25 protein-coding genes are annotated in these 26067 nt (G+C 39.7%); 12 read left to right on the forward strand and 13 right to left on the reverse strand.

All coding sequences use genetic code 11. The features are described from left to right. Window positions 1–3: 3 nt before the first annotated feature. From ABJN95_RS03400 to ABJN95_RS03415, 4 genes are all read right to left on the reverse strand, one after another. Window positions 4–390: a DUF423 domain-containing protein gene (locus ABJN95_RS03400; RefSeq protein WP_348368590.1), complete on the reverse strand. Its 387-nt coding sequence runs from the start codon at window positions 388–390 to the stop codon at window positions 4–6. A 60-nt stretch (window positions 391–450) separates the two neighbouring features. Continuing rightward, a complete protein-coding gene (locus ABJN95_RS03405) occupies window positions 451–963 on the reverse strand; it encodes a hypothetical protein (protein WP_348368591.1) in 513 nt (170 codons plus the stop codon). A gap of 249 nt (window positions 964–1212) precedes the next feature. Next, the gene (locus tag ABJN95_RS03410) at window positions 1213–1962 is read right to left on the reverse strand and encodes an SDR family oxidoreductase (RefSeq protein ID WP_348368592.1); all 750 of its coding nucleotides are present in this window, start codon (window positions 1960–1962) and stop codon (window positions 1213–1215) included. 53 nt (window positions 1963–2015) lie between these two features. Next, entirely contained in the window at window positions 2016–2597 is a 582-nt protein-coding gene (locus tag ABJN95_RS03415; protein ID WP_348368593.1) for a TetR/AcrR family transcriptional regulator, read from the reverse strand. A gap of 139 nt (window positions 2598–2736) precedes the next feature. Here ABJN95_RS03415 and ABJN95_RS03420 point away from each other — a divergent pair, with 139 nt between their 5' ends. Next, on the forward strand, window positions 2737–3135 hold the full coding sequence (locus tag ABJN95_RS03420) for a hypothetical protein (protein WP_348368594.1): 399 nt from the start codon (window positions 2737–2739) through the stop codon (window positions 3133–3135). Here the strand turns inward: ABJN95_RS03420 and ABJN95_RS03425 are convergent, their stop codons facing one another. From ABJN95_RS03425 to ABJN95_RS03435, 3 genes are all read right to left on the reverse strand, one after another. Then, entirely contained in the window at window positions 3136–3507 is a 372-nt protein-coding gene (locus ABJN95_RS03425; protein WP_348368595.1) for a nuclear transport factor 2 family protein, read from the reverse strand. 83 nt (window positions 3508–3590) lie between these two features. Further along, entirely contained in the window at window positions 3591–4013 is a 423-nt protein-coding gene (locus ABJN95_RS03430; RefSeq protein ID WP_348368596.1) for a DUF2141 domain-containing protein, read from the reverse strand. 17 nt (window positions 4014–4030) lie between these two features. Next, window positions 4031–4468, reverse strand: a complete 438-nt coding sequence (locus ABJN95_RS03435; RefSeq protein ID WP_348368597.1) for a hypothetical protein — start codon at window positions 4466–4468, stop codon at window positions 4031–4033. 142 nt (window positions 4469–4610) lie between these two features. Here ABJN95_RS03435 and ABJN95_RS03440 point away from each other — a divergent pair, with 142 nt between their 5' ends. Then, the gene (locus tag ABJN95_RS03440) at window positions 4611–7385 is read left to right on the forward strand and encodes a prolyl oligopeptidase family serine peptidase (RefSeq protein ID WP_348368598.1); all 2775 of its coding nucleotides are present in this window, start codon (window positions 4611–4613) and stop codon (window positions 7383–7385) included. Between the two features lie 32 nt (window positions 7386–7417). Here ABJN95_RS03440 and ABJN95_RS03445 read toward each other — a convergent pair whose 3' ends face one another. After that, window positions 7418–8482 (reverse strand): hypothetical protein, encoded by a 1065-nt coding sequence (locus ABJN95_RS03445; protein WP_348368599.1) that lies wholly within the window; start codon window positions 8480–8482, stop codon window positions 7418–7420. Window positions 8483–8728: 246 nt separating this feature from the next. On the opposite strand from ABJN95_RS03445, the gene ABJN95_RS03450 reads away from it, so the two are divergent. From ABJN95_RS03450 to ABJN95_RS03465, 4 genes are all read left to right on the forward strand, one after another. After that, entirely contained in the window at window positions 8729–9127 is a 399-nt protein-coding gene (locus tag ABJN95_RS03450) for a hypothetical protein (protein WP_348368600.1), read from the forward strand. A gap of 74 nt (window positions 9128–9201) precedes the next feature. After that, window positions 9202–13539: a CusA/CzcA family heavy metal efflux RND transporter gene (locus ABJN95_RS03455; RefSeq protein WP_348368601.1), complete on the forward strand. Its 4338-nt coding sequence runs from the start codon at window positions 9202–9204 to the stop codon at window positions 13537–13539. A gap of 160 nt (window positions 13540–13699) precedes the next feature. Further along, on the forward strand, window positions 13700–14836 hold the full coding sequence (locus tag ABJN95_RS03460; RefSeq protein WP_348368602.1) for an efflux RND transporter periplasmic adaptor subunit: 1137 nt from the start codon (window positions 13700–13702) through the stop codon (window positions 14834–14836). Window positions 14837–14859: 23 nt separating this feature from the next. Then, window positions 14860–15573 carry a VIT family protein gene (locus ABJN95_RS03465; protein ID WP_348368603.1) on the forward strand — a complete coding sequence of 238 codons (714 nt, stop codon included), beginning with the start codon at window positions 14860–14862 and terminating at the stop codon, window positions 15571–15573. Window positions 15574–15606: 33 nt separating this feature from the next. On the opposite strand, the gene ABJN95_RS03470 is transcribed toward ABJN95_RS03465, so the two are convergent. Both ABJN95_RS03470 and ABJN95_RS03475 read right to left on the reverse strand, forming a co-directional pair. Further along, window positions 15607–16428, reverse strand: coding sequence for a ZIP family metal transporter (locus tag ABJN95_RS03470; protein ID WP_348368604.1), 822 nt, complete (start codon window positions 16426–16428; stop codon window positions 15607–15609). A gap of 2 nt (window positions 16429–16430) precedes the next feature. Continuing rightward, on the reverse strand, window positions 16431–17087 hold the full coding sequence (locus tag ABJN95_RS03475) for a metal-dependent transcriptional regulator (protein ID WP_348368605.1): 657 nt from the start codon (window positions 17085–17087) through the stop codon (window positions 16431–16433). 94 nt (window positions 17088–17181) lie between these two features. Here ABJN95_RS03475 and ABJN95_RS03480 point away from each other — a divergent pair, with 94 nt between their 5' ends. Then, window positions 17182–19455 carry a TonB-dependent receptor gene (locus tag ABJN95_RS03480; RefSeq protein ID WP_348368606.1) on the forward strand — a complete coding sequence of 758 codons (2274 nt, stop codon included), beginning with the start codon at window positions 17182–17184 and terminating at the stop codon, window positions 19453–19455. Between the two features lie 117 nt (window positions 19456–19572). Beyond that, window positions 19573–20724 (forward strand): lycopene cyclase family protein, encoded by a 1152-nt coding sequence (locus ABJN95_RS03485; protein ID WP_348368607.1) that lies wholly within the window; start codon window positions 19573–19575, stop codon window positions 20722–20724. A gap of 31 nt (window positions 20725–20755) precedes the next feature. On the opposite strand, the gene ABJN95_RS03490 is transcribed toward ABJN95_RS03485, so the two are convergent. From ABJN95_RS03490 to ABJN95_RS03500, 3 genes are all read right to left on the reverse strand, one after another. Beyond that, window positions 20756–21325, reverse strand: a complete 570-nt coding sequence (locus ABJN95_RS03490) for a hypothetical protein (protein WP_348368608.1) — start codon at window positions 21323–21325, stop codon at window positions 20756–20758. 51 nt (window positions 21326–21376) lie between these two features. Next, complete coding sequence (locus tag ABJN95_RS03495) at window positions 21377–21814, reverse strand: hypothetical protein (RefSeq protein ID WP_348368609.1); 438 nt, start codon at window positions 21812–21814, stop codon at window positions 21377–21379. A 90-nt stretch (window positions 21815–21904) separates the two neighbouring features. Next, the gene (locus ABJN95_RS03500; protein ID WP_348368610.1) at window positions 21905–22879 is read right to left on the reverse strand and encodes a polyprenyl synthetase family protein; all 975 of its coding nucleotides are present in this window, start codon (window positions 22877–22879) and stop codon (window positions 21905–21907) included. A 156-nt stretch (window positions 22880–23035) separates the two neighbouring features. On the opposite strand from ABJN95_RS03500, the gene ABJN95_RS03505 reads away from it, so the two are divergent. The 4 genes from ABJN95_RS03505 (at window position 23036) to ABJN95_RS03520 (ending at window position 26042) form a co-directional block, all read left to right on the forward strand. Then, complete coding sequence (locus ABJN95_RS03505; protein WP_348368611.1) at window positions 23036–23578, forward strand: RNA polymerase sigma factor; 543 nt, start codon at window positions 23036–23038, stop codon at window positions 23576–23578. Window positions 23579–23588: 10 nt separating this feature from the next. Beyond that, a complete protein-coding gene (locus tag ABJN95_RS03510) occupies window positions 23589–23996 on the forward strand; it encodes a hypothetical protein (RefSeq protein ID WP_348368612.1) in 408 nt (135 codons plus the stop codon). An 89-nt stretch (window positions 23997–24085) separates the two neighbouring features. Continuing rightward, a complete protein-coding gene (locus ABJN95_RS03515) occupies window positions 24086–24691 on the forward strand; it encodes a TetR/AcrR family transcriptional regulator (RefSeq protein WP_348368613.1) in 606 nt (201 codons plus the stop codon). 1 nt (window position 24692) lies between these two features. Continuing rightward, window positions 24693–26042 (forward strand): TolC family protein, encoded by a 1350-nt coding sequence (locus ABJN95_RS03520; protein WP_348368614.1) that lies wholly within the window; start codon window positions 24693–24695, stop codon window positions 26040–26042. Window positions 26043–26067: the final 25 nt, after the last annotated feature.

Raw genomic sequence — 26067 nt, forward strand, 5'->3', positions numbered from 1 at the left:
GAATCAAACAATGTTTTGTATTATCGAATACAGGAGTAAACTCCATCCGCTAACCAAAAGCAAGCCGCCCAATGGCGTTATCAGCCCAAGAAATTTGAATTTTCTTCCTTTAGATGCACCAAGAGTCAAGGCATAAATGCTAAAAGAAAAAAGAAAAGTGCCGATGATAAAGCAGTAAATCATATATGCTTCAAGGGAAGTTTCAAGATTCAAATTGAACCCAAGTATCAAGAGAACAATGGCATGATACATTTGATACTTTACCCCCGTTTCAAAACTTTTCAATTGATCTTCGGAAAAAGATTTTTTAAGTGCATGCGCACCAAAGGCTCCGAAAATCACAGCCAATACCCCATAAAGAGCACCTATAAAATGAGCTAGAAGAACCATATTTCAAATTTAGGTTCGAAGATAGCTATTACACAAATTTTTTAAGAATTGAGAAACGATTTAATTTAGAGCGTTCGTCGCAACGGGTGTTATCGCTTCTTTGGCCAGGTATATCGGTGAAGTCGTAAATAGGTTTTGCACTTGGTTTTCCCAATCGCGCGCGATATCAAAGTAACTTGTATTCGTTACCGCCATAATTTCATTACAATCTTGACAGCTATGTTTGTAATCTAAAAAGTGATGTGCAAATTCATGAAAAGCCACCACCTTGAGCATTTCAGGATCAAACATCGCCGCCCAATTGATCAAGATGTTTTCCACATTACCGTCTGCGTCTCGCGTTACCATACCTAAAACCGTATTGTTCTCTTCTAAAGGCAAATCATTGGAAATATCGATATTGGTCAATTGAAATAGTTTGTCGTGATAGTCGATGTCGTACTTTTTGCACTCCTCGAAGAAATCATTCAATATGGGTTGTAAGCGTCCATCAATCGCAACGCTATTTTGTGCGTTGGAAACATGTAAGCTCAGCAAAAGCCATAACAAAACGAAGCAAGGAAATGCTTTCATAGGGGTAGTGAATTTTGATTAAATTTGGTTGGCAGAATGGTCAGATTTCCTCAACAAGAAAATCATCAAATCCTCAGGTAATCAAACGATTAAATTCGAATTTTATTAGCTTTTAAGGCAATTTTTAACAGTATTTACTATATTTTGTTGATTTGATTAACTATTTCTTACTCACTATTATTTTGTAGTCGCATCCTATTGAATTAAAAAAGCCTACCGGTTTCCTGGCAGGCTTTCTTATGAATTGAACTATACTTGACTTAAACCTCCATCGACCGATAATTCGACTCCATTTACATAGCTGGCCTCATCGGATGCCAAAAACAATACTGCATCTGTAATTTCCTTGGGCTCTCCAAAACGTTTTAGAGGCACCATAGAAGCAAAACCTTCCCCCATCTCGTTAACAACCTCTTCGGTCATTCCCATCTTTCCATATATTGGCGTTCCAATAGGTCCGGGAGCTATAGAGTTAACCCGTATATTTCTTGGTGCTAATTCTGTGGTAAGCACTTTATTGTAAGCACGTAAGGCTCCTTTCGTAGCGCTGTAAACCGCAGCCCCATCAAATCCTTTTTGATGAACAATTGAGGTGTTGAAAATAATAGATCCGCCATCGTTCAAATGGGGAATAGCGTGTTTTACCAAAAACATTGGCCCCTTAATATTGATATTGAATTGCGAATCAAAATGATCTTCATCGATTTGATCAGCCGGGGCGAAAAAGGCCACACCGGCGTTTGCAAATAATACATCGATCTTACCATAAGCATGCACTGCATCTTCGATCAACTTTTGGTTATCTGCTGGTTTTGATTGATCGGCTAAAACGGCTTTGAAGTTACCCGAAAGTACTGCTGTCGCCTCATCTAGCGCTTCCTGGCGCCTTCCTGAAAAGACCACCTTGGCACCTTCTTTCAAAAAACCTTTTACAGCTTCCAATCCGATTCCAGAATTTCCCCCAGAAACCAATACTACCTTGTCTTGAAATTTATTCATTGTGTTTATGTTATATTTTGAAACGTTCGTTTCAAAAAAGATTAAAAAAATATTTAGATTATTACTTTAATTGCATTGTCGATTATCGGCTGAAGCACTTTTCTATCCTTTACTAAGATTCCAGTCATTCGAAAGCCTTGAAAAGCATTGAAAATGTGATAGGCATAGGTTTTACTGTCCTGTTCCTTATTGATGGTGCCTTGTTCCTGACCGTCGGCAACTAATTGTTGAAAAACAGCCAATGTATTTTCCTGCTGATCTAACAGCCATCTTCTAATGTCTTGATCTTGGTTACCCATTTCGGCCTTACAGTTCATAGCGAAACACCCCTTGTCTTCATTATCATTCATGATTTCCGGTAAAAAGCCCTCAAAGATCAAGCGAATCGCTTCCAAAGGATTTCTAGCCTTCATCAAAGCTTTCTGAAACTGTGCATTACCGCTTTTATGATATCGCTTTAGTGTTTCTTGATACAATTCCAACTTGGAACCAAAAGAATTATATATACTTGAACGATTCAGACCAGTAACTGCTACCAGATCTTGTATAGACGTTCCGTTATACCCTTTTTCCCAAAAAACATGCATTGCTTTTAGCAACACATTCTCCCTATCGAATTCTTCAATTCTTGGCATAACTCAATTATTAAGGTGCAAATATAATTTGAACCATTCGTTTCAAAATAAATTTAACATAAGTTTAATTCCCTACAAAAACATACAGAAGCTATTACAATTCTGGCTATCTTTCCGCAACGATCAAACTATTGCAACTATGAAACGTATACTCGCTGTTTTACTTTTGGGAACGATTTTGCTTTTTACCGCTTGCAAATCTAGTGCAAAAGCTTCCACAAATGAAACGCCTTTGGAGACCAAACTCGATGAAAAAAACAGGCAAGCCATATCGCTACTAAATCGCATTCGCAAATTACCCGGAATGACCATACGAGGTGGAATACCCCTTTTTTCAAAGGGTAGTAATTCTTTGTCTTCCATAGGGCAACCCCTCTACATTTTAAATGACTACATTATTGGGAACTCCTTTAGTTCTGTAAACAGTATTGTAGAAAGTGTAAACGTAAAAAAAATTGAGGCGCTATCTGCAGCAGACGCATCCTTTTATGGATCAAGAGCCGGAAATGGTGTGATAAAAATTACGACCTATCAATAATTATTGTTTCTCCTCATCATAGAAGAACTGCTCCTTTACAATTTTTCCGTCTTTTACCTGATAAACGCCAATCTCAGACATTGTAGATCGATAGCCTGAAGGCTTATGCGTAGTATCCATTTCGAAGCGTACCGAAAACCAATTATCGGCAACTATAGGTTCTGAAACGGTACTGCTGTGCATTTCGAAATTTTCTTTCCACCATTCCCCTTTTTTCTCAATTCCGTCGAAGCCCTCGGCATAGCCGCCTTCGCCTTTTCCATCATTTTCGATACTTACTATATTTGGGCTATACAGATGTTGGTACGGTTTTTCAAATTCTCCAGCGTTACACCACGCTACCAATTTTTCTGCGATTTCTTTAGTTTCCATGATTGTTGTTTTTATTGATTAGAGTCTCAAAATACAACTTGAGACATTTAAAAACAAAGGATTAACAAAACCTTAGAATCTTACTATTTGATTGGGATTTTAATTTCAAAATCTGATGTCATTTCGAAAGAGCACTCTTCAAAATTAGGGGGGCCAAAGGTTTTTAATCTCCCAATTGAAAAGCCAAGGGGCTCTTTGGGAATACCAATAAAATTGGTGTCCATTTCCTTGTTTCCGTTTTCATCATGGAAAACACAAACTGCATACTTATCATTGGGTAAATCGGGAAGCTCAATACGTGTAGTACCTTTTTCCGCTTGTGCAAAAACTCCGGTAAAAGCCCCACCATCCTTTAAAAAACTATCCTCATCGGAATATACTCCAACGGCGATATAGCCATTGGAAGAAGCTACACCCTCCACCTTGATGGTCAGCGTATTTTGTGAAGCGACCATAAACGGCAAACCGATCAAAAAGAAGAAAAATAGAATATTGGTCAGACGCATATTTCTTAATTTCCTTCTTAGTTTTTGCCCTGAAAATCCACCTTACCTTTGAAAAAGTCGAACATTTCGACGGTCTCTAGTGAATCTTTCAAATTCAAAAAAAGTTGTGAAGAGTCTTTATTTATTAAATGAATTTTTTGATTCTCGAAATTATCCACAAAAACATATACCTTCCTATCCGTAAGCGTGTCCTTAAACTCTTGATAGACACCTTTGCCTTTTTCAAAGGCCGAAAAGCCATTCAATCGAACCATAGGAGGAATTTTATCTACCCACTCCACATGGTCCAAGTCTTTGTAAGCAACATCATGGTAGTAAATTCCTGATAGGATAGTCATTTTATCAGCTTCAATTCGTGTCCAGTTCTTGTAGTGGGCTGCAAAGGCCATCAAACAGATAATGACCGTAAGTACTGCCAAAATATTCCAAAGCCAATGTCTTTTTTTTGTTGCCATAAAGATATCTCGGGTAAAGATAGGATTTCACTCCGTAATCATAACGCAGGCTTTGTCATAACTATTGTTGCATTTAGCTTATAAATCTGCCATAACGATTTATTAATATTCTATATTTAAGAGCACAAACTATACCAACGATATGAGAATTTTTGTCACCTTATCTATTTTTCTTTTTTCACTTTCCGTTTTAGGTCAAAAAAAAGTACTTGACCATTCCGATTATGCGTTGTGGAATACTATTCAAGGGAGGCAAATATCACCCAACGGCGCCTATGTTGTGTATTCTCTGGAGCAAGGTGAAAAAGATAATTTTCTAAAAGTAAAAGATGTTTCCGGAAAACCTGTATTTGCATATGACCGTGGTGAAAAGGGGATGTTTACCTACGATTCGCGAAATGTACTTTTCATCATTAAAGCTTGGAAAGACAGTGTGAGGGAGATGAAAAGCAGAAAGTTCAAAAAGAAAGACTTGCCAAAAGATACATTAGCAATACTCCATCTCGAAACGAAGAATTTGGTAAAAATCGCCAATGTGAAAACCTATAAACTTCCTGACGAATGGTCTGGTTATGTTGCCTATTCTCTTGAAGATGTCAAGGAAAAAAACAAGGATTCTGTTCAAGAAAAAAAAGAGAAGAAAGAGACTCCTAAGAAAGTTGGAAAGAAAAACGGCTACCATGTGGTCTTACGAAATCTGGAGAGTCAAAAAGAAGATACGCTAAAATTCGTGACCCATTTTACCTTTGCCAAAAAAGGGGAGTTTTTCGCGTATGCTACAACAGGAGCCGATAAGGAAAGTAACTCAGGTGTAGTTGTAATGAACTTGAAAACCAAAGAAACATCCAATATTTATAGTATAAAAAAAGCAAAATTTGGGCAGTTAACTTTTAGCGCATCTGGGCATCATCTCGGGTTTGTCGTTGACACCGACACCACCAAAATTCAGCTAAGACCAAACGAACTTTATTATTGGAAGGATGGCGCGACAAAGGCAGAAAAACTGGTCGATTCGGAAACTGCTCCTAAAGGGTATTTGGTTTCCTCTCATGGTAAAGTGAGTTTTTCTGAGGATGAATCAAAATTGTTCTTTGGTTTACGCAAGCCTCCTGTAATAAAAGACACAACACTCACCGACGAAGAAATCATCAACGTAGAAGTATGGACGTATGACGAACCTCAACTATATACCGTACAGGAGTTACAGTTGAAGAATGACACTGTTCGTTCCTATCAGACGGCAATACAATTAAAAAACAAAAATTTGGTGCAATTGGCAACGGCAGCCTATCCGGATAGTCAGTTGGGTGATGAGGGTAATGCTATCTACGCGATGGTAAATACAAAGAAGCCTTACGAATTGGAAAGTCAATGGAAGGGCTATAACGACTATGACTACCGAATTATAAACACCTTAACTGGAAAAGCACAAACAGAGATTAAAAAATCAGAAGGTTTGCTCCTGAGTCCGAAGGCCACATATGCATTTGGTTATAGTCGTAAAGATACCACTTGGGTGACCTATGATACCAGTTCTGGGAAGCGCACAAGCCTTACTAAAAACAAAGTCTTCTATAGCGAGTTGCACGATTACCCAGACCACCCGTACCCATATGGTTTTGCAGGATTTACCGAAGATGATAAATCAATCATACTCTATGACCGCTACGATTTATGGCAATTCAATCCAAAAACTGGCGAAGGAATTCGGCTAACGCAAGGACGGGAAACTAAAACTAGATACGGCTATGTCAAATTGGATGATGAGGAACGATTTTTAGACCCTAAATCAAAATGGTTGTTGAACACTTTTAACGAGACCACCAAAAATTCTGGTTTCGTATATTTTCAGTTAAAGAACAAAAAAATTACTCCATTGATTTCAGGACCCTATCGTTTTGCCAACGCAAGAAAAGCAAAACGTAGTAGACAAATAATTTTTAGTCGCGAGTCGTTTCAAGAATTTCCTGATATAAGAACTGCAGATGCTGATTTCAAAAAGGTTTCGGTTTTAAGCAATGCAAATCCACAACAAAAGAACTACCACTGGGGAAGCATTGAATTGATGAATTGGTCGTCTTTAGATGGAAAAGAACTAAGCGGACTCTTAGTAAAACCTGACAATTTTGACCCAAATAAAAAGTATCCGTTACTCGTTAATTTTTATGAGCGTAGTTCCGACGGAATCCATAGACATCGAATTCCTAGAGCGGAAAGATCTTCTATCAACTACAGTTTCTATACCAGTAGAGGGTATGTGATTTTTAATCCTGATGTGGCGTATCGTGTGGGGTATCCTGGAGAAAGTGCCTACAATTGTGTGATTCCAGGGGTAACATCATTAATCGAAAAAGGGTTTATCGACAAAGACAACATTGGCGTTCAAGGCCATAGCTGGGGTGGGTATCAAATTGCTTACCTCGTTACAAGAACCGATATTTTCAAAGCCGCGGAGGCTGGAGCACCTGTACCCAATATGATTAGTGCCTATGGAGGTATACGCTGGTGGACCGGCTTAAGTCGCCAATTTCAATACGAACATACTCAGAGTAGAATTGGAGGCACACCATGGGAATATCCAAGCCGCTACATCGAAAATTCACCCATCTTCAATATCGACAAAATCAACACCCCATTATTGGTAATGCACAATGATGCAGATGGACATGTACCCTGGTATCAAGGCATTGAATTCTTCGTGAGCCTAAGAAGACTGGGCAAGCCTTCTTGGTTTTTGAATTATAATGGCGAACCACACTGGCCGCTAAAACTGCAAAATAGAATAGATTTTAATATCAGAATGGCACAATTCTTTGATTACTACTTGAAAGGTGCCCCAAAGCCAGTTTGGATGGATAGAGGTGTGCCAGCCATCGAAAAGGGAATCAATCAGGGGTATGAATTGATGAAAGAGTGATTTAGCCTTGTCTGCGAGAAGGTAGCATTACCTTATTTAAAGCTATAAACCATTCCGAATTGAAAAACATTAGAGTAGAAATTGTCAATAGTATATACTTCAAAACCAGCGTTTAAAGTCGAAAAGTTTTTAATGCGATACAACAAATTACCGGTGTAGCGCTCAAAGCCAAGTTGATTAACTTCTCCGAAGACTGCGGCATCAGCAATCATTTGAAATGCACCTGTTTCTGATCCGATACGAAGGGCAAGTCCACCACCACCATAAACTCGCTTAGCTGCCATCCAGTAGGGGTAAGCATCACGGCGATTTGTACTTCCCAAGCCATATGCACCTTCTAAAATTGGAGCGACCCTAAACATTCTAGATTCGGCAAGTACATATTCTGTGCGAGTCGAAAAAATGAAGTCGGCTTGTCGGTCAGTATAATAATTTGCCTCTACCGACGCGATCTGTTTTATAAATTTTGTCAATTGAAATTCATTGTAGTTAGCCAACTGGGTTCTATAAATTTCCAAAATATGTCCGGGACCGCTGCGGACAGGAAAATAATCCAAGCGCAACAAATTGAACCCTTTCTCGCCCTTTAACTTTGCTCCAATTCCGAGCTGGTAATACGTCTGGCCACTGTTATCGCGTTCTAATCTGGCTCTTGCAGAATAACCGAACTTCAAAGTATCTGCTCTTTTAAAACGATATTCAAAACCTACTAACTCTCGTTTGGTATTGACGTTGTTCTCAGAAGTAAAGTTGAGGCCGTACATAAAACTTTGCGTACCCGAAAAACTATGTGTGTTCAGGTTCTTGTCGTAGATATTCAAGCTTACAACATTGGATAATGAACTGGGTTCAAACACCTCATTTATAGTATAGCTATTTGTACTGACCGAATTGCCTTTTTCCCAATATGCAGCTTCTGAAACATCTTTTCGCAAATTGGTATAAATGGCAACATTTCTCTTATTCAAGGTCACTTTTTCACTCTTAATTTTCTCAGCTTGCCTTGGTTTCTTTTTGGAGTTTATGCTGTCTGAAACTTTGGTCTCTAGAGCTATCAATTCTACTTCTGTGACATGGCATGCTGCTATAACTTTCATTCCTAAGAACAAAAATGAAATTAAAAAGAAATTCAGCTGTTTATTAGTGCCAATCACAACCACTTATTTATCTATTTGTTTCGTAAATAAGTAGGTGATACGTTAAGAATCTCTTGGGGAGAGGGCAGTAAGAAAGCAAAAATTAGTCAGTTGAACACTTAAATTAGTCCAAGAGGTTTATTTCATCTACAAAGTGGAATATTTCAAGTCACATCTACAAAATTCTTATCTTTAAGCATAGGTAAGATGTTTAAAATTACTTCCATAACGGTTTCTTTGCTCATTTTGGTTCAGAGTTTCAATATTCATTTTAAGGATATTGTAGAGCTCGACGAGCTATTCGAACATGCCCAATTCCATGCAGAGGAATATGGAGACAACTTTCTAGTGTTTATTTCGAAACACTATGGTGAATTGAAGGCGGAACACAGCCAAAATCATCAGGAAGAAAAAGAAGAGCACGAGCAACTCCCTTTTCAACACCAATGTCAAACCGCCTTACTTTCGGCTTTTGTATTGAACCAAACACCCGATTATCCTCTTGAAATTGACCTCGCACTAGGCCTCGATTCCAATTTTTTTTATCAGGCTTCTTATCACTCCTTAACACAAGAGGAACTCCTTCAGCCTCCTAGGCAGGCATAACCCCATCTTGAATTTCCTTAATTGCACGTCGCTTTTGCGAGTCGTGTTTTCTGTAATAAGTATTTCTATGGATTATGCTTTCAAACATTATCAGTTTCAGTATACGTAACAAGTTTATCATATTCTTGTTTACACTTTTCATTGTTGGCTTCGGTTTGTATTCGCTGACCCAGATTCCTATTGGCGCGGTACCTGATATCACCAACAACCAAGTGCAGGTCATCACTACATCGCGCAACCTCTCTACCCAAGACATGGAACAATTCATTACCTATCCTGTAGAATTGGAAATGGCCAATTTGCCAGGAGTACAAGAGATTCGATCCATTACCAAGTTTGGACTTTCGGTAGTTACCATAGTTTTTGATGACGACCTCGGAACTTATTTGCCGCGGCAGCTGATTACCGAGAAAATCAAATCTGCGTCAGAAAAAATTCCAGATGGTTTCGGAACTCCCGAAATGGGCCCAATTACTACGGGTTTGGGTGAAATCTACCAGTATATTCTTGATGTCAAACCTGCGTACCGAGATCGCTATAGTGCAACCGATTTGCGTACCATTCAAGATTGGATTGTAAAACGGCAACTTTCAGGTATACCCGGAGTGGTAGAGGTAAACACCTGGGGTGGCTTTCTAAAGCAATATGAAGTAGCCATTAAAACAGAGAAACTCCATGCCATGAACATTACCGCTCAACAGGTTTTTATGGCACTGGAAAAGAACAATAACGTCGCAGGAGGAGGCTATATCGAAAAAGCAAATCAGGCTTATTTTATTCGCGGAGAAGGTTTAGTGGAAAACCTTGAAGACATCAAAAACATTGTTGTCACGCGTAAAGAAGGTATTCCTGTTTACATTCGAGACGTAGCGGAAGTAGGTTATGGCAGCGCCACCCGTTTTGGCGCGATTAGTGGAAATGGTGAAGGCGAAAAAGTTCTCGGACAAGTAATGATGCTCAAAGATGCCAATTCTAAAGAAGTTATCGATGCGGTAAACGAACGTGTGGCGACAATTTCAAAGTCATTACCTGAAGGTGTTTATATCAACCCCTTCTTAGACCGAAGCGAACTCATTGCTAAGACGACCTTTACGGTTGCTGAAAACCTTATTTTAGGCTTTCTAATTGTCATTTTTGTAGTTGTTCTTTTGCTCGGCAATTATAGGTCAGGGCTCGTTGTTGGCTCGGTCATTCCATTGTGCTTACTATTTGCACTTTCACTTATGTACATTTTTGGAGTAGATGCCAATCTCATGAGCCTGGGAGCCATCGATTTCGGAATCATCATTGACGGAGCAGTGATAATCGTCGAATTCATTGCTTTTCAGATTACAGCAAAAAGTACTGAATTGTCTTCTTTAGGAGCAGCTGAATTACAAGCTAAAAAAGACGTGATTACCTTCAAGAGTTCATCGAAAATGATGAATTCAGCCATTTTTGGGCAGTTGATTATCCTCATCGTTTTTATTCCAATTCTATCTTTAAGCGGTATCGAAGGTAGAATGTTCAGACCCATGGCTCTGACCTTTAGTTTTGCTCTAATAGGTGCAATGGTGTTTTGTTTTACTTATGTACCTGTAGTTGCTTCGTTATTCATAAGACCCTCACCGCCCTCTGACCGAAATATTTCTGTTCGGTTAATGCGATGGTTGAATTCTCGTTACGAACCGATTATCGATTGGGCCTTACGAAGCAAAAAACTGGTCCTAACCTCGTCGACCCTTCTATTGATAATTACTGCTGTACTATTTTCTAGAATGGGGGGCGAATTCGTACCTACATTAGATGAAGGAGATTTTGTAATACAACCTGTACTCAAAACAGGAACTTCCTTGAGTAAAACGGTAGAAACTACGACTCAAATAGAGCAAATTCTGTTGGAAAAATTTCCAGAGGTTGAACAGGTAGTTACCCGCATTGGAGCAGCTGAAGTACCAACTGACCCGATGTCAATGGAAGAGAGCGATGTTATTATTACTTTAAAACCTAAACATGAGTGGGTTTCTGCCGACAGTAAGGATGAATTGGCGAATAAGTTCAAAGCGGCATTAGCAATTATACCCGGTATGGAGGTTGAATTCACGCAACCCATCGAAATGCGCTTTAATGAGTTGATTACCGGAGTTCGCGCCGACATTGCCATCAAAATTTTTGGAGAGAACCTCGAAGTCCTCAGCAAAAAGGGTAATGAAATCAAGACCCTTATAGAAGGGGTGGAAGGTGCTGCAGATATCTCTGTAGAGAAGATTGTCGGGCTTCCACAAATGAATGTGAAATACAAGCGAGCAAAAATTGCCCGTTACGGACTCAACATTCAAGATCTCAACGATATGGTTTCTATGGGATTTGCAGGGCGTACCGTGGGCAATGTCTTCGAAGGTGAAAAGCGTTTCGATTTGGTCGTCCGTTTGAATTCCGAAAATAGAAAAGACATTGTTAATCTTAAAAACTTGTTTGTAGACATCCCTTTAGGCGGTAAGATTCCCCTTAGCGAATTAGCTGAAATCAGTTATCAAAAAGGGGCAGCCAAAATTGCTCGAGATGATACCAGAAGAAGAATTGTAGTAGGTATCAATGTACGCGATCGCGATTTGCAATCGGTGGTAGATGATGTGCAAAAACTGGTTAGTGAAAATATAGAACTCCCTGTGGGTTATACCATTAGCTATGGCGGCCAGTTCGAAAACCTACAAAGTGCAAAGTCTCGATTGTTGGTTGCCGTGCCAATTGCTTTGCTACTCATTTTTGTGTTGCTCTATTTCGCCTTTAAATCGGTCAAGGAAGCCTTATTGATATTTACAGCGATTCCGCTAGCTGCTGTGGGCGGTGTTTTGCTTCTATGGATAAGAGACATGCCCTTTAGTATATCGGCAGGTGTAGGCTTTATTGCGCTCTTTGGCATTGCGGTACTGAATGGTATCGTATTGATAGAACATTTTAAGGAACTCAAAAAACAACATTTCGACCATATGGAAACCTTAATCAAACAGGGCACCAAAGACCGTTTACGTGCCGTGCTATTGACGGCTTCTGCAGCTGCCTTGGGCTTTTTGCCAATGGCTCTTTCTACCAGTGCTGGGGCTGAAGTACAGCGCCCTTTGGCTACCGTGGTTATCGGTGGTCTAATCACAGCAACCCTTTTAACCCTGGTAGTGCTCCCCGTGCTTTATTCGCTATTAGAACGGAGAAAAAATGGGCCTTGGAAAACTTTGTCAAATAAGAATGCGAACATCATTTTGGTGCTGATCGCACTCGTTTTTTCAACAGTGGGAAATGCGCAGGAGAATAGCGGAGACTTACAAGAACTCATCGCCCTTGCCATTGAGAACAATGCGGGCCTGAAAGCTGCCAACCTCGGTATGGAGCAATCGGAAGTGTTAATTGGCAATGCTTTCGATTTTGACAAAACACGGCTGTATTACAGCTATGATCAAAACAATTTATCGGTCGGAAATTTACCTCTCAATGTGCTTGGTGTTCAACAAGATTTCTTATTTCCCACCATATATTTTGCCAAAAAGAAAGTGAGCAAGGCAAATTATGCGCTTAGTTTAAGTAGCTATGAAATTCGAGAAAAGGCGCTGAAGCGAGAGGTGACTTCTGCGTATTATCAGTACCTATATGCCAAGGCAAAGGAAACCATCTATCAACGCCTTGATAGTCTTTACCAGAATTTTGCCCATATGGCCAAACGCCGTTTCGAACTTGGGGAAACAAATTACTTGGAAAAAATTACAGCTTCCTCCAAGCAGCGACAGCTACAAATTACACTAGAACAAGCGCAGCAAGATGCGGCAATAGCCTATAACGAGTTAACAGCCATTACTCAGAAACCGAACGGTATTAAAATTACAATAGTTCCAGTGCAAAAAATTGCCTTAAGGAGTGTAAATATTGCTGGTACGGCCGAAATGACGTATTCCAAAAACACTATTGATTTAGCAATTGCCAAAAGACAACAAGAGACACAGTATCTACTTCCTGGTATAAGTCTGAACTATTTTCGAGGTACCAATAGCGCCATAGAAGGTAGTTTAAATGGCTATCAAGCGGGGCTCAAAATTCCACTGTTGTTCGGTGGAAATACAGCTCGTATTAGAGCCTCGAAAATTGCAGAAGAAATTGCAGTCGAACAATCCAAGGAATTTGAATTCCGATTGAATGCCCGTTATATAGAGCTGAAAGCACAATACGAAAAATATGCCAAGGCTTTGGACTATTACGAAGCAGAGGGTAGCGAATTATCTGAAGAACTCTTGAAAACAGCCAGTCTCAGTTTTAGAAATGGGGAAATCGATTTTTTCCAATATATCCAAAGTATAGAGAATGCGAACGACATTCAACTTGAAAGATTGGATAATTTAAATCGGTATAACCAAACCGTAATTCAGTTGAACTATTTAAGCCTTTAAACCAATGAGTAATTTAAGAACATCATTGCGAGCAACGAAGCCATCTGTTAAATCGGAGTTCATAAGCAACCGTTTACTTCACTTCTTGCCTGATTTAAATAGGAATTTAATAACCCACGAAAATGGTTTTGATAACACCTTAGAAAAAAAACATAATACTATGAATAGACTTTTAACCATATGCATTGGCCTTATTTTCATTATTATTTACAGCTGTGGTGAGAGAAAAAATACCGAAAATTCTATTGCTGAAGCGGAAACCTCCGATGGTAGCATTACCATTACTAAAGAACAATTCGAAAATAGCCGAATGGCTTTGGGGAGGCTCCAAGAAAAATCCTTTCCCATAAGCATACCAACCAACGGTATGATTGACGTGCCACCCGAAAATCGAGCGGTAGTCAGTGCGATGATGGGTGGATACATCAAAAAAACACCCTTGCTAATCGGCGATTCGGTAAAAAAGGGGCAAATGCTTGCTACTATTGAAAACCCTGAATTTGTTCGCCTTCAACAAGATTACATGGAGGTCCAACAACAGCTTGTCTACCTAAAATCAGAGTACGACCGCCAAAAAACCTTAAGGGAAGAAAACATTACCTCCCAAAAAAGTTTTCTAAAAGCAGAGAGCGATTTCAAAACGGCCAATGCCCAATACGAAGGGCTCAAAAAACAATTAACAATGCTCAACATCTCGCCGGTTCAAGTGGAACAAGGTAATATAAGTAGCATCGCCACCATTTTTGCACCCATTAACGGAAGCATCACTAAAATGAACGTGACCAAAGGCACTTACGTATCACCCGCCACCGCCATTTTAGAAATCATAGACAACGACCATATTCATCTAGAACTTTCGGTTTTTGAAAAAGATATCATGAAAATCAAAAAAGGACAACCGATACGGTTTCGCATTCCAGAAGCTTCGGAGGAGACTTTCGAAGCAGAAGTCTACTTAATTGGTACTTCTATTGAGGAAAACCGAACCATTAAAGTACATGGACATTTGCATGAAGAGGGCCAGAATAACTTTTTAACAGGCATGTATGTGAATGCGGAGATCGTTACGGAAAACACCTCCTCGAAAGCCATAGTTGCCTCAGCCGTTGTTGAACAAGAAGGAAAATACTATGTGCTTCGAACAACTGCAACCCTGGATACCGCATATACCTTTGAAAAAGTGGAAGTGCAAATCGGAAGCAGCTCAGATGGGTATACAGAAATTATTAATGTTATTGCATTCTCAGACGCAGATACCTTTTTGACCAAAGGGGCTTTTGACGTCTTGGGGGAGTAAATTGAATAATCAAATCGTAAAGTATGGCTGAAAATAAAGAGGGATTGGATGACTATTTAGACAACCATTACATACATCGAAGTAACTGGTTGAGAGCAGCGGTTCTCGGGGCGAACGATGGCATCTTATCTACGGCAAGTATTGCCATAGGCGTTGCTGCTGCAAGTACTGTGAAAGAGCCTGTAGTGTTGGCTACCGTAGCCGGTTTGGTTGCTGGTGCTTTGTCGATGGCGGCAGGAGAATATGTTTCGGTGAGTTCTCAAACAGATGTTGAAAAGGCCGATATCGAACGCGAAAAACAAGAATTGGAAGAAATGCCCGAAATTGAATTGCAGCGTTTGGCTCAAATTTATGAAGAAAGGGGTCTAAAAAAAGAAACCGCACAACGGGTAGCCCAAGAATTGACCGAACACGATGTTTTGGGCGCCCATGTAAGAGATGAATTAGGTATTAATGAAATTAGTCAGGCAAATCCGATACAGGCGGCTTTGGCATCAGGGGCGGCATTTACAATTGGTGGTGCCTTACCCTTATTTGTTGCTCTTGTTTTACCTCTGGAAAATTTAGAATATTACCTCTATGGTTTTGCCATTGTATTTCTTGTCCTATTAGGTGCAATGGCCGCTAAAGCAGGAGGTTCGAGCATCGGTAAAGCCGTACTAAGAATAACCTTTTGGGGAACGGTCGCTATGGGCCTTACCGCATTGGTCGGCTATTTATTCGGTGTGAATGTTTAAGTAAGCAACGCCCTAAACCTCCTTGGTTGGATCTTAGCCTAGACCGACGTCTAAGGCCATCATTACGATAAATCCACCAATGAAGCCCATTACAGCAATATCAGAATGCTTGTCTTGCTGTGTTTCAGGAATCACCTCTTCTACCACTACAAAAATCATAGCCCCAGCTGCGAAGGAAAGTGCATAAGGTAGAATCGGTTGAAAAGTTATTACCGCCCAGGCTCCAATAACTGCAGCGATTGGCTCTACCATGGCCGAAGCCTGGCCATACATAAAGCTTCTTCTTCGCGTAAGCCCCTGCCGTCTTAGCGGCATAGAAACGGCAAAACCTTCTGGAAAATTCTGCAACCCAATACCCAAAGCTAGGGCTACTGCACCCCCTATGGTTGCACCGTCGAAACCTGCGGCCACTCCGCCGAAAAGAACGCCTACCGCCAAACCTTCCGGAATATTGTGTAATGTAATTGCCAAGGTCAACAAGGTGGTTTTGTGCCAAGGTGTCTTGATACCCTCAGCTTCACCTTCCTTGAAGTTAATATGCAAATGAGGTAAGACTTTATCTAGCCCAAAAAGAAAAAACGCACCCAATAAAAACCCAACGGCCGCAGGTATAACTTTTACAAATCCTTCGCCAGGGCTCATCTCAATTCCTGGGGCCAAAAGGCTCCAAAAACTTGCAGCAACCATAACGCCTCCAGTAAACCCTAGCATGCCGTCCATAACCGAACGCTTAGGGTTTTTGAAAAAAAAGACCAGGGCTGCACCGGCAGCGGTCAATCCCCAAGTAAAAAGCGTAGCGTAAAAAGCCGCCAGTATGGGATCTATAGACTCAAAATAATCAATTACTTGTTGCATGCTTATTCTGTTATTTTAAGATACAGGTTCGTTGCTATCAGATTAGAAATATGAATGGTATTTTCCTTGATCTTGATGTCGAGAGAACCGTCGAATTCCTCTTTGTCAAGCACCAAAATGGTATCACCCAAGGCAATTTTGTTTTTGTCTAAAAACTTTAAAAATGGTGGAGAAGAGTCTTTTACACCTACACAAATACCACTTGTGCCTGTAGGTACTTCACTCAACAGCTTTTTAATAGCCTTTTTGAATTCTCCTTTTTTCGAAGGAATAGGATCACCATGAGGATCTACTTGGGGAAAACCAAGATGTTTGTCGAGTTGGTCTATTAACTTATCACTTTTGATATGTTCGAGCTGTTCCGCTACATCGTGCACCTCATCCCAAGAAAAATCAAGCTTTTCCAAAAGAAAAACTTCCCAAAGACGGTGTTTACGCACTAAAGAAAGGGCTATCTTCTGTCCGTACTCCGTTAGACTCACCCCTTTGTACGGTTTGTAGTTGGCCACTCCTTTATCTGAAAGTTTCTTAACCATATCGGTTACCGAAGAGGGTTTGGTTTCCATCTTTTCCGCCACAGCGTTCGTAGAAACTCTGGTATTCTCTCCTTTGCCTAAGTGATAAATCGCCTTGATATAATCCTCTTCCGAAAGTGTCATAAAGTTGTATTGTCAACAAAAATACATTTTTATATGTAAAAACAAATTTTTAGTTTTGTCTAAATATTATTTTGTGCGATTTTAAAAATATAATTTGAGAAGGAAAAATACCATATATATTATTTCAGTCCTCCTGTACTTTTGCGTTCTTTCTGCAAATGCCCAAAAAGGAGAAATTCAAGGGATTGTTTCAGACGACCTAGCTGTTATCGCCTTTACCAATGTATATCTCGAAGGCACAAAATTAGGTACTTCCTCTGATGAAAATGGCAGATATACCTTGAAAAATATTCCTCCGGGAACATATAAACTTAAGGCAACGGCATTGGGATACCGCAACTTTTCAAAAAACATTGCTGTAGGGGCAAACGAGAAATTAAACGTTCCGATTCGATTAACAGCCGCCTCCGAGCAACTAGAAGAAATGGTGGTTACAGGAACTTTAAAAGCGGTAAGTCGTTCTGAGAGTCCTGTGCCGGTGGAAGTCTATAGTCCGACCTTTTTGAAAAAGAATCCGACAGCAAGCATTTTTGAAGCTTTGCAAAATGTAAATGGTGTCCGTCCTCAAATCAATTGTAATGTGTGTAATACCGGTGACATCCACATCAACGGTTTGGAAGGCCCCTATACCTTGGTTTTGATTGACGGTATGCCAATTGTTAGTGGTTTGGGAACAGTTTATGGATTATCAGGAATACCCAATTCTCTGATCGAGCAAATAGAAATTGTCAAAGGGCCGGCCTCGAGCTTATATGGAAGCGAGGCGGTTGGTGGCCTGATAAACATCATCACTAAAAATGCTCTAGAGGCTCCCGATTTCGCTGCCGATGCCTTTCTAACCGGTTGGGGAGAGTACAATCTAGATGTAGGAGCGAAAATAGATATGGGCAAGAAGACTGACTTATTGGTAGGCATCAACTATTTTAACTTTGATGAATTAGTTGATAACAATGGTGATAATTTTACCGATCTAACACTTCAAGACCGTATCTCGATTTTTCAAAAATGGAATTTCCAAAGAGAAAGTAATCGTATTTTTTCATTGGCAGGTCGCTTCTTTTATGAGGATAGATGGGGCGGTGAGTTACAATGGACACCTGAATTCAGAGGAGGTGATGAAATTTATGGAGAAAGTATTTATACCAGGCGTTGGGAGGTTTTGGGCAAATACCAGCTTCCTGTAAAGGAAAAACTATTGTTCTCATTCTCTTATAATGACCACAGTCAGAATTCGGTGTATGGTAATGTGGCGTATTTGGCCGATCAGCGCATTGGATTTGCTCAATTAACCTGGGATAGAAAAGTGGGCAGCCATGACCTTTTGGTGGGTGGTGCATTGCGGTATAACTATTACAATGACAATACCACCGCCACCGTTTCGGCAGATGAAGTGACCATTCCGAGTGTATTCGTACAAGATGAAATTCGCTTGGCAAAAAAGCATTCACTGTTAGTGGGCCTTCGTTATGATTATGATGGCAGGCACGGTTCTATTTATACACCCCGAACGGCATATCGCTGGAAGATGACCGATAATGATATTCTTCGATTCAACGCGGGCACTGGTTTCCGTGTGGTCAATCTTTTTACCGAAGATCATGCAGCACTTACCGGAGCAAGAGATGTCATCGTAACTGAAGAACTAGAACCCGAACGCTCTTTCAACGTGAATCTCAATTATCTAAAAAAGATTTATGCCGATAATGGCACATTTGCAAGTATTGACGCTTCCTTGTTCTATACCAATTTCAGCAATGCTATATTACCCGATTATGACAGCAATCCCAATCAAATTATTTATGATAATCTAAACGGCAAGTCAGTTTCACAAGGAATAAGTGCAAACCTAGATGTTGTTTTCCCATCGGGTTTTAAATTTTTGGTCGGAGCCACTTTTCAAGACGTGCGCCAGACCGAAAATGGGGTTTCAAACCGTCAAATCTTAACAGAAAGTTATACGGGCACTTGGAACCTAGGATACAACTTTAGAGGCCTTAACCTTAGGGTAGATTATACAGGAAACCTCTATGGCCCTATGCGCTTACCCACTTTAGGGGAAAACGACCCAAGAAGTGATTTCTCACCGGTTTGGAGTATTCAAAACATACAATTCACCTATAAAGGACTTGATAATTTTGAGTTTTATGGAGGCATAAAAAATCTGCTGAATTGGACGCCTAATCGGGACAACCCCTTTATCATTGCCCGGGCTAATGACCCATTTGATACCAATGTTGTTTTCGATGCCAATGGTGATGCAGTTGCTACGGCTGAAAACCCAAATGCTCTAACGTTTGACCCCTCGTATGTTTACGGGCCGAATCAAGGTATTCGTGGGTTCTTCGGACTACGGTATCGACTGAACTAGATTTCGGGCTTGGCTATTCGCCAATATTCTGGGCCATATTACGAATAGCGTAAACCGACATGAATGCGGTGATTAAAGCGATGAAATCCGTAATTTTAGCACATATTCAAAATCTCTTTGTCAAACACATCTAATTTCGATTATATAATTGTAGGTGCCGGTGCTGCAGGACTTATGTTGGCAGATGCCATGATCACCGATGATTTTTTCTCTGGGAAGTCCATTTTACTATTAGATAAGGATTTAAAACAATCCAATGACCGTACTTGGTGCTTTTGGGAAAAAGGCAATGGACAATTCGATGCTATTGTTCACAAATCATGGAATCACATCTATTTCGCGGGGAAGAAATTCTCTAAGCGCTATGCGATTCATCCGTATACCTACAAAATGGTGCGTGGCCTTGATTTCTACGAGTCGCTCTTAAAGCGAATTGAAATTCATCCAGCTATCATTTTTAAACAAGCGGAGGTTATCGATGTCGAGGAGGTCGGAGATATGGTAAAGGTTTCTACATCAAAGGAAACCTATATGGGTTGTAAAGTTTTTAATAGCATCTTCCATTATGAAATGGTAACACACCAAAAAAAATATCCGGTGTTGCAACAGCATTTTTTAGGATGGTTTGTAAAAACTGAAAAACCTGTTTTTGATGCGGACCAAGCCACCTATATGGACTTCTCCATTGAACAAAAAGGCAACACTCGTTTTATGTATGTGCTACCCACCTCAGAGAACGAAGCGCTTTTAGAATACACCTTATTTTCCAAAGATGTACTCCCCAAAGAAGCATACGAAAATGCGATCAAAGATTACCTAGAAAGAGATTTGGACTGTTTAGATTACGAAATCGTAGAAACTGAAATGGGAAGCATCCCCATGACCTGCTATGAATTTCAAGAACATCACGCAGCTAATATTAGATACATTGGTACTGCAGGAGGGTGGGCCAAACCCAGTACTGGCTATACCTTTGCCAGCACGGCACGAAAAATTCCAGTTTTACTGGAATACATAAAAACTGGAAAACCGCTACATAAATTAAACTTCAAAAATCGGTTTTGGTTTTATGATCTGTTGTTTTTAGATGTGCTGTATAAGGACAACGCCAATGGCCACAACATCTTTGAAACCCTCTTCAAAAATAGGCATCCAAAACTCATTTTTAAGTTTCTAGATGAACAGACCACTTTCTGGGAAGACCTAAAATACATTTGGGGGTGTCCGAAAAAGCCCTTTATCAAAGCACTTTTAGGAAGATTGTTTTAAACCAGAATTATTTTCGGATTCCTTTCAAAGCTTAACGGTCAACTACTATAAAATCGTCTGAAGTAATCTCATGGTCGATAATTTCAATCACGCCCGTTTTCGTATCAATTTCAAGTTTTAGCCAACCTAGTAAAAAAGTGTCACTTTGTTTGACTTGTAGTCCGAGATAGTAAGGGTTGGATTTATTTGTACTACTTAAAGACCAGTCGTTGGGCCATAGCCCTTCGGGAGAATCGTCGATGAACATGAAAATCCAATTGGAAGGATACCAAGTGAGTGATGCGGTCTCCTCTTTTCTCAAGGAATCATTCAATTGAGTTTCCAAGGCATATGCACCATCAGTTAGGGTTTCCAACAGCAACATAGCACCGTTCAATGGATAAACAGAACCATAATACCCCACTGTACCATCGGTTACTACATCATCTGGACCAAATTCAAAGCTGATATCATCAATGCCATCGCTATTTAAGTCAAACTTTACGGTTTGCGGAATTTCGGGCGGTTCTGAACTTAGTGCCAGTTCTTTAACTTTCTCATCATCTTTTGTGCAGCATATGACGAGGGTGAAGAAAATAACATAAAAAATAGTCTTTTTCATTTCAATACATTTAGCCTTGTTAATTATAACGATCAGCCACTCTATAAATGGCTAGTCCATTTTCACGAATAAATAGGCAGGTCCGTCCCATGGACGTGAATCTGAAATAAATTCACGATCACATACGCGAATAGATCCGCCAAGATAGAGTGTACTTTTTGGGTCAACAGAGATGAAACTTCCATTCTCAGATTCTCTAACTGTCCAGATGCCTTCCTCTATGGTTTTTGAATCTTCGCTGACAGAAAATGATCCATCAGATTTAAAACTAGCGAAAACCTCTTTGTCTGCTTCATAAACCCCCGGATTACTACAAAAACCACAGGTGCTTTTGGTCCATTTCCAAATTCCTAAAAGTTGATTTTCGGCAAGCTGAATATCAGTGAATACGCCATCGGCGTCACAAGTACCGAAAGAGTTATCATCAGAAGACTTCGAATCACACGATACTATACACAAGACAAAAAGGAGCACAAAAATGATTTTCATGGAAGGCCTTCTTTAAAGTGGTATCTAACAGATGCTGAAAAGGCGAAGTGGTTGCTTTAGAGAGAAATAGTAATAAAGCACGGTCATAAACTAGACTTTCCTACGCATTAGGTTTTCTCCAAAGTGACGCAACAAATCTTTTTTATCATCTGATATTTTTAGTTGGTCAAGAACAGTAAACGCCTTTTTCGTGTAGCTTTCAATTTCCTTCTGGGTTAGTGCAGCAGATCCACTTTCAACAAAAATGGTCTTGATGGTTTTTATTTTGTCTGAAGCGTCTTTGGGGCGTATCGAATACAAATCTGAAAGCTCTTTTTTATGAAGCGGTATTCCAATTTCCAACGCTTTTAGATATAGAAATGTTTTTTTGTTCTCGATGATATCTCCTCCTACTTGTTTCCCAAAGGTATTCGGGTCTCCGAAAGCATCTAAATAATCATCTTGCAATTGAAAGGCAATACCCAGATTTCGTCCAAATTCATAAATAGCATTCTGGTCTTGTACCGACGCATTGGCAATGATACCCCCCATTTTTAAAGCAGTGGCGACCAAAACCGCCGTCTTATATTCAATCATTTTCAGGTATTCCGCTAGGGTGACATCATCACGTGTTTCAAAATCAACATCGAACTGTTGACCTTCACAAACTTCGATGGCAGTTTTACTGAATAGCTCAATCAAATCGCGAAAAGCCGCTCCTTCATAATCCTCAAAAAGCTGATACGCATTGATCAACATAGCGTCTCCGGAGAGGATGCCAGTATTGATGTCCCATTTTTCATGTACGGTTTCTTTTCCTCTCCGCAAGGGCGCATCATCCATAATATCATCGTGTACCAAAGAAAAATTATGAAATACTTCTATCGCCAAAGCAGCATCCAAAGCTTTTTTGTGGTCTGAACCAAATACATCAGTAGCCATTAGAACCAGTAAAGGACGCAAACGTTTTCCTCCTAAACCCAAAATATACGTAATCGGTTCGTAAAGATTAACGGGTTCTTTGGTGGCTATTTTAGACTCCATATACGAAATGAACACATTTCGATACTGTTCGATGGTATGCATGCAGCAGATTTTCTTCAAAAATACGTCCAAATTAACAAACTAGTATCCGTCTTTTAGATAGCGGAGCCCGTAAATCGAAAAAAAACGCCAAAAAAATGCAATAGCTTTGAAAAGCTTCGTCTTTATAAATGAATAGCGATCAAAAAACTGTCTCGAATGACTTCGGACCTTCAAAACCGAAATAACCTTAAAGCTTTTTTTCAGGATGAATATCATTCTCTAAAAGCGTATACAAAATCACGAATCGATGATACGGCAGATCGAGATGCCGAGGATATCATTCAAGACGTCGCGCTCAAAATTTTGTCTCGCCCTGAAAACTCCTCACCTATCGACAATATTGCTGGTTTTGTCTACAATTCCATTCGCAATAAGATTGTTGACTTGATGCGCTCAAAACGCAAAGAAATCAATGTTGAGAACGAGATGGAAAATCGTTTAATTGAGTTTACGGTGCTCTTCTATGGCAAATCTGATAATTCCTATTCCGAGGCTATGAAAAGCGAGTTAAAAAAAGCGATTATTAATTTAAAACCTGATTATCGGAATATTATCAGAGCTATTGATTTTGAAGGGTTTACTTATCGGGAGCTGTCTTCGGAAACCGGCATTCCTGAGGGAACACTGATGTCAAGACGGCATCGAGCAATCGCAATTTTACATAAAGAACTAGAAACAAAAAAAGAATTTTCAAATTAAAACTATACGTATGAAAGATTATGTAGAACATCGAGTAAAAAGTAAAGTGGAAACCTTCTTTAAGGGGTTCTTCAAGGTAGTATTTATGATCATTGCGGCAATCCTATTTCTGCTGCTATTTGGCTATGGATTTATGCTTTTATGGAATTGGCTAATGCCAGACGTTTTCGGACTACCTAGTCTTAGTTACTGGAAAGCAGTTGGTATTCTGGTGATGGCCAAGCTATTGTTTGGCAATTTAGAAGGGAAAGGCTCTGGGAAGCATTCAAAAAAGGGTCGCAAACATTTTAAGGAGCGGATGAACGATTCTTGCAAAAACGATTTTTCGAAATGGGACTCCTATGATAAGTTCTGGAAAGAGGAGGGAGAAAAAGCATTTAACGACTATGTGGAACGCCAACAAAACGAAAGTCAATGATACTAGTCATATGCAATGTTAAAAAAATGTAAAACTTTGGAAACTTTAAATGTTTTTAAAGTTTCCTGAGCTATATTTGTCGCCCAATTATGAAACAAAAGATTTTAGAAAAGGCGACCGATATGTTCTTGAACTTTGGCTTCAAGAGTGTAACTATGGACGATATTGCCAATAAAATGGGTATCTCTAAAAAAACGATTTATGCCCACTACGCCAATAAAACCAGTTTAGTAGAAGATTGCTCCATGCATCTTTTTCAAATAATTTCAGGAGGTATAGACCATATTTGTAGTTTAGAAAAAAATCCGATAGAAGAGCTTTATGAAATTAAAAAGTTCGTAATGCTTCACTTGAAAGACGAAAAATCTTCTCCGCAGTATCAATTACAGAAATACTATCCGAAAATTCATGACACCCTGCGAAATATGCAATTTCAAACGATGCAAGAATGTGTTGTCGAAAACATTAAAAAGGGTATATCACTTGGGATTTACAGAGAAAACTTAAACATCGAATTTGTTTCGAGAATTTATTTCTCAGGAGTAAACAGCATTAAGGATATTCAGTTTTTCCCAACAGATAAATTTCCAGTAACCACCTTAATGGATGATTATCTAGAATATCATCTAAGGGGAATCGTTACACCAAAAGGACGTAAAATATTAAACAAAATCATCAATTCAAATCAAGAATAGCATGCGTAACTACTTTATAAGCCTCCTTACTTTGTGCACCATAAGTATTGGATTTTCACAAGAAGAGGTAACCAACACCAATAGTTTTACCTTACAAGAAGCCATCGATTTTGCACTAAAGAATAACTACAGTGCTATTAATGCTGACCGTGACCTGATCGATGCCAAAAAACAGAAATGGGAAACGATTGCAACCGGACTACCTCAGATTACCGGTGCGGTTAGTTATCAAAATCAGTTAAAACAACCCGTTTCTTTGATCCCCGCTGAATTCGCCGGTGGTGAACCCGGTACTTTTGTTCCTATTGTATTTGGTCAACCTCAGCAGGCCAATGCCACAGCTACTTTGCGACAGCAAATTTTCGATGGTTCATATATCGTTGGGGTTCAAGCTACAAAGGCTTTTTTGAGCTACAGCCAGAATAACAAAGAGAAAACAGATTTGGAGGTGTTAAAGGCGGTTACCGAAGCATATGGCAATGTGCTCCTTGCCGTAGAAAGTGTTTCTATATTCGAAAAGAATAAAGCGAACCTAGAAAAGAACCTATTCGAAACGACTAAAATCTACGAAAATGGATTGGGAGATGAGGAGAGTGTTGAACAACTGCAAATTACACTTTCTTCGGTTGACAATCAATTGAAAAACGCTGTACGATTAAAAGATATCACACTTCAAATGTTGAATTTGGTTATGGGCATTGCCATCGATGCACCGACCGAATTGGAAGAAAACCTTGATGATTTGGCCCAAAAGCAAATCGATTTTGGTCTTTTGGAATCAGAATTCAACATCGAAAACAATGTGGATTTTAAATTGGCTACCAACCTAAATCAACAACGCTATTACGAGTGGAAGCTGGCAAAAAGTAGAGCTTTACCAACCTTGAATTCATTTGTCAATTATGGTACATCAGCATTTGCCGATGGTTTTGACTTTTTCAGTGGCGATCAGCAATGGTTTGACTCCTCGGTATTAGGTTTTGATTTGAGCATTCCTATTTTCAGTTCAGGAAAACGAAGTGCAGGAACAGCGAGAGCCAAAATCGCCTTGGAGAAAGCAAAAACGCAGCTCAGTGAAGCAGAAGAGCAAATTCGCTTGCAACTTGAAAGTTCAAAAAGCAACTACATTTTGGCTATAGAGCAATATGAAACCGCAAAAGAAAACCTCAACCTTGCAGAACGCATTGAAAATAAGAATCAGATCAAGTATGCAGAAGGTTTAGCAAGCAGTTTCGAACTCCGACAAGCACAAACGCAATTATACGATGCGCAACAGAATTATTTGCAAAGCATGGTCGAAGTGATCAATAAAAAAACAGAATTGGAGACTATTTTGAATAACAAATCCTAAAAACAAACATCAATCTTAATATATT

This window comes from Maribacter sp., from assembly GCF_039974175.1.
Classification (GTDB): Bacteria; Bacteroidota; Bacteroidia; order Flavobacteriales; family Flavobacteriaceae; genus Maribacter_C.

Bases quoted from the DNA above. Each gene is read 5' to 3' on its own strand.
- ABJN95_RS03495 (WP_348368609.1), bottom strand. From the start codon at position 21,814: ATGAAAATCATTTTTGTGCTCCTTTTTGTCTTGTGTATAGTATCGTGT.
- ABJN95_RS03450 (WP_348368600.1), top strand. From the start codon at position 8,729: ATGTTTAAAATTACTTCCATAACGGTTTCTTTGCTCATTTTGGTTCAG.
- ABJN95_RS03465 (WP_348368603.1), top strand. From the start codon at position 14,860: ATGGCTGAAAATAAAGAGGGATTGGATGACTATTTAGACAACCATTAC.
- ABJN95_RS03515 (WP_348368613.1), top strand. From the start codon at position 24,086: ATGAAACAAAAGATTTTAGAAAAGGCGACCGATATGTTCTTGAACTTT.
- ABJN95_RS03435 (WP_348368597.1), bottom strand. From the start codon at position 4,468: ATGGCAACAAAAAAAAGACATTGGCTTTGGAATATTTTGGCAGTACTT.
- ABJN95_RS03470 (WP_348368604.1), bottom strand. From the start codon at position 16,428: ATGCAACAAGTAATTGATTATTTTGAGTCTATAGATCCCATACTGGCG.
- ABJN95_RS03500 (WP_348368610.1), bottom strand. From the start codon at position 22,879: ATGCATACCATCGAACAGTATCGAAATGTGTTCATTTCGTATATGGAG.
- ABJN95_RS03445 (WP_348368599.1), bottom strand. From the start codon at position 8,482: ATGAAAGTTATAGCAGCATGCCATGTCACAGAAGTAGAATTGATAGCT.
- ABJN95_RS03400 (WP_348368590.1), bottom strand. From the start codon at position 390: ATGGTTCTTCTAGCTCATTTTATAGGTGCTCTTTATGGGGTATTGGCT.
- ABJN95_RS03410 (WP_348368592.1), bottom strand. From the start codon at position 1,962: ATGAATAAATTTCAAGACAAGGTAGTATTGGTTTCTGGGGGAAATTCT.
- ABJN95_RS03415 (WP_348368593.1), bottom strand. From the start codon at position 2,597: ATGCCAAGAATTGAAGAATTCGATAGGGAGAATGTGTTGCTAAAAGCA.
- ABJN95_RS03405 (WP_348368591.1), bottom strand. From the start codon at position 963: ATGAAAGCATTTCCTTGCTTCGTTTTGTTATGGCTTTTGCTGAGCTTA.
- ABJN95_RS03440 (WP_348368598.1), top strand. From the start codon at position 4,611: ATGAGAATTTTTGTCACCTTATCTATTTTTCTTTTTTCACTTTCCGTT.
- ABJN95_RS03510 (WP_348368612.1), top strand. From the start codon at position 23,589: ATGAAAGATTATGTAGAACATCGAGTAAAAAGTAAAGTGGAAACCTTC.
- ABJN95_RS03520 (WP_348368614.1), top strand. From the start codon at position 24,693: ATGCGTAACTACTTTATAAGCCTCCTTACTTTGTGCACCATAAGTATT.
- ABJN95_RS03425 (WP_348368595.1), bottom strand. From the start codon at position 3,507: ATGGAAACTAAAGAAATCGCAGAAAAATTGGTAGCGTGGTGTAACGCT.
- ABJN95_RS03455 (WP_348368601.1), top strand. From the start codon at position 9,202: ATGCTTTCAAACATTATCAGTTTCAGTATACGTAACAAGTTTATCATA.
- ABJN95_RS03475 (WP_348368605.1), bottom strand. From the start codon at position 17,087: ATGACACTTTCGGAAGAGGATTATATCAAGGCGATTTATCACTTAGGC.
- ABJN95_RS03420 (WP_348368594.1), top strand. From the start codon at position 2,737: ATGAAACGTATACTCGCTGTTTTACTTTTGGGAACGATTTTGCTTTTT.
- ABJN95_RS03460 (WP_348368602.1), top strand. From the start codon at position 13,700: ATGAATAGACTTTTAACCATATGCATTGGCCTTATTTTCATTATTATT.
- ABJN95_RS03490 (WP_348368608.1), bottom strand. From the start codon at position 21,325: ATGAAAAAGACTATTTTTTATGTTATTTTCTTCACCCTCGTCATATGC.
- ABJN95_RS03505 (WP_348368611.1), top strand. From the start codon at position 23,036: ATGACTTCGGACCTTCAAAACCGAAATAACCTTAAAGCTTTTTTTCAG.
- ABJN95_RS03430 (WP_348368596.1), bottom strand. From the start codon at position 4,013: ATGCGTCTGACCAATATTCTATTTTTCTTCTTTTTGATCGGTTTGCCG.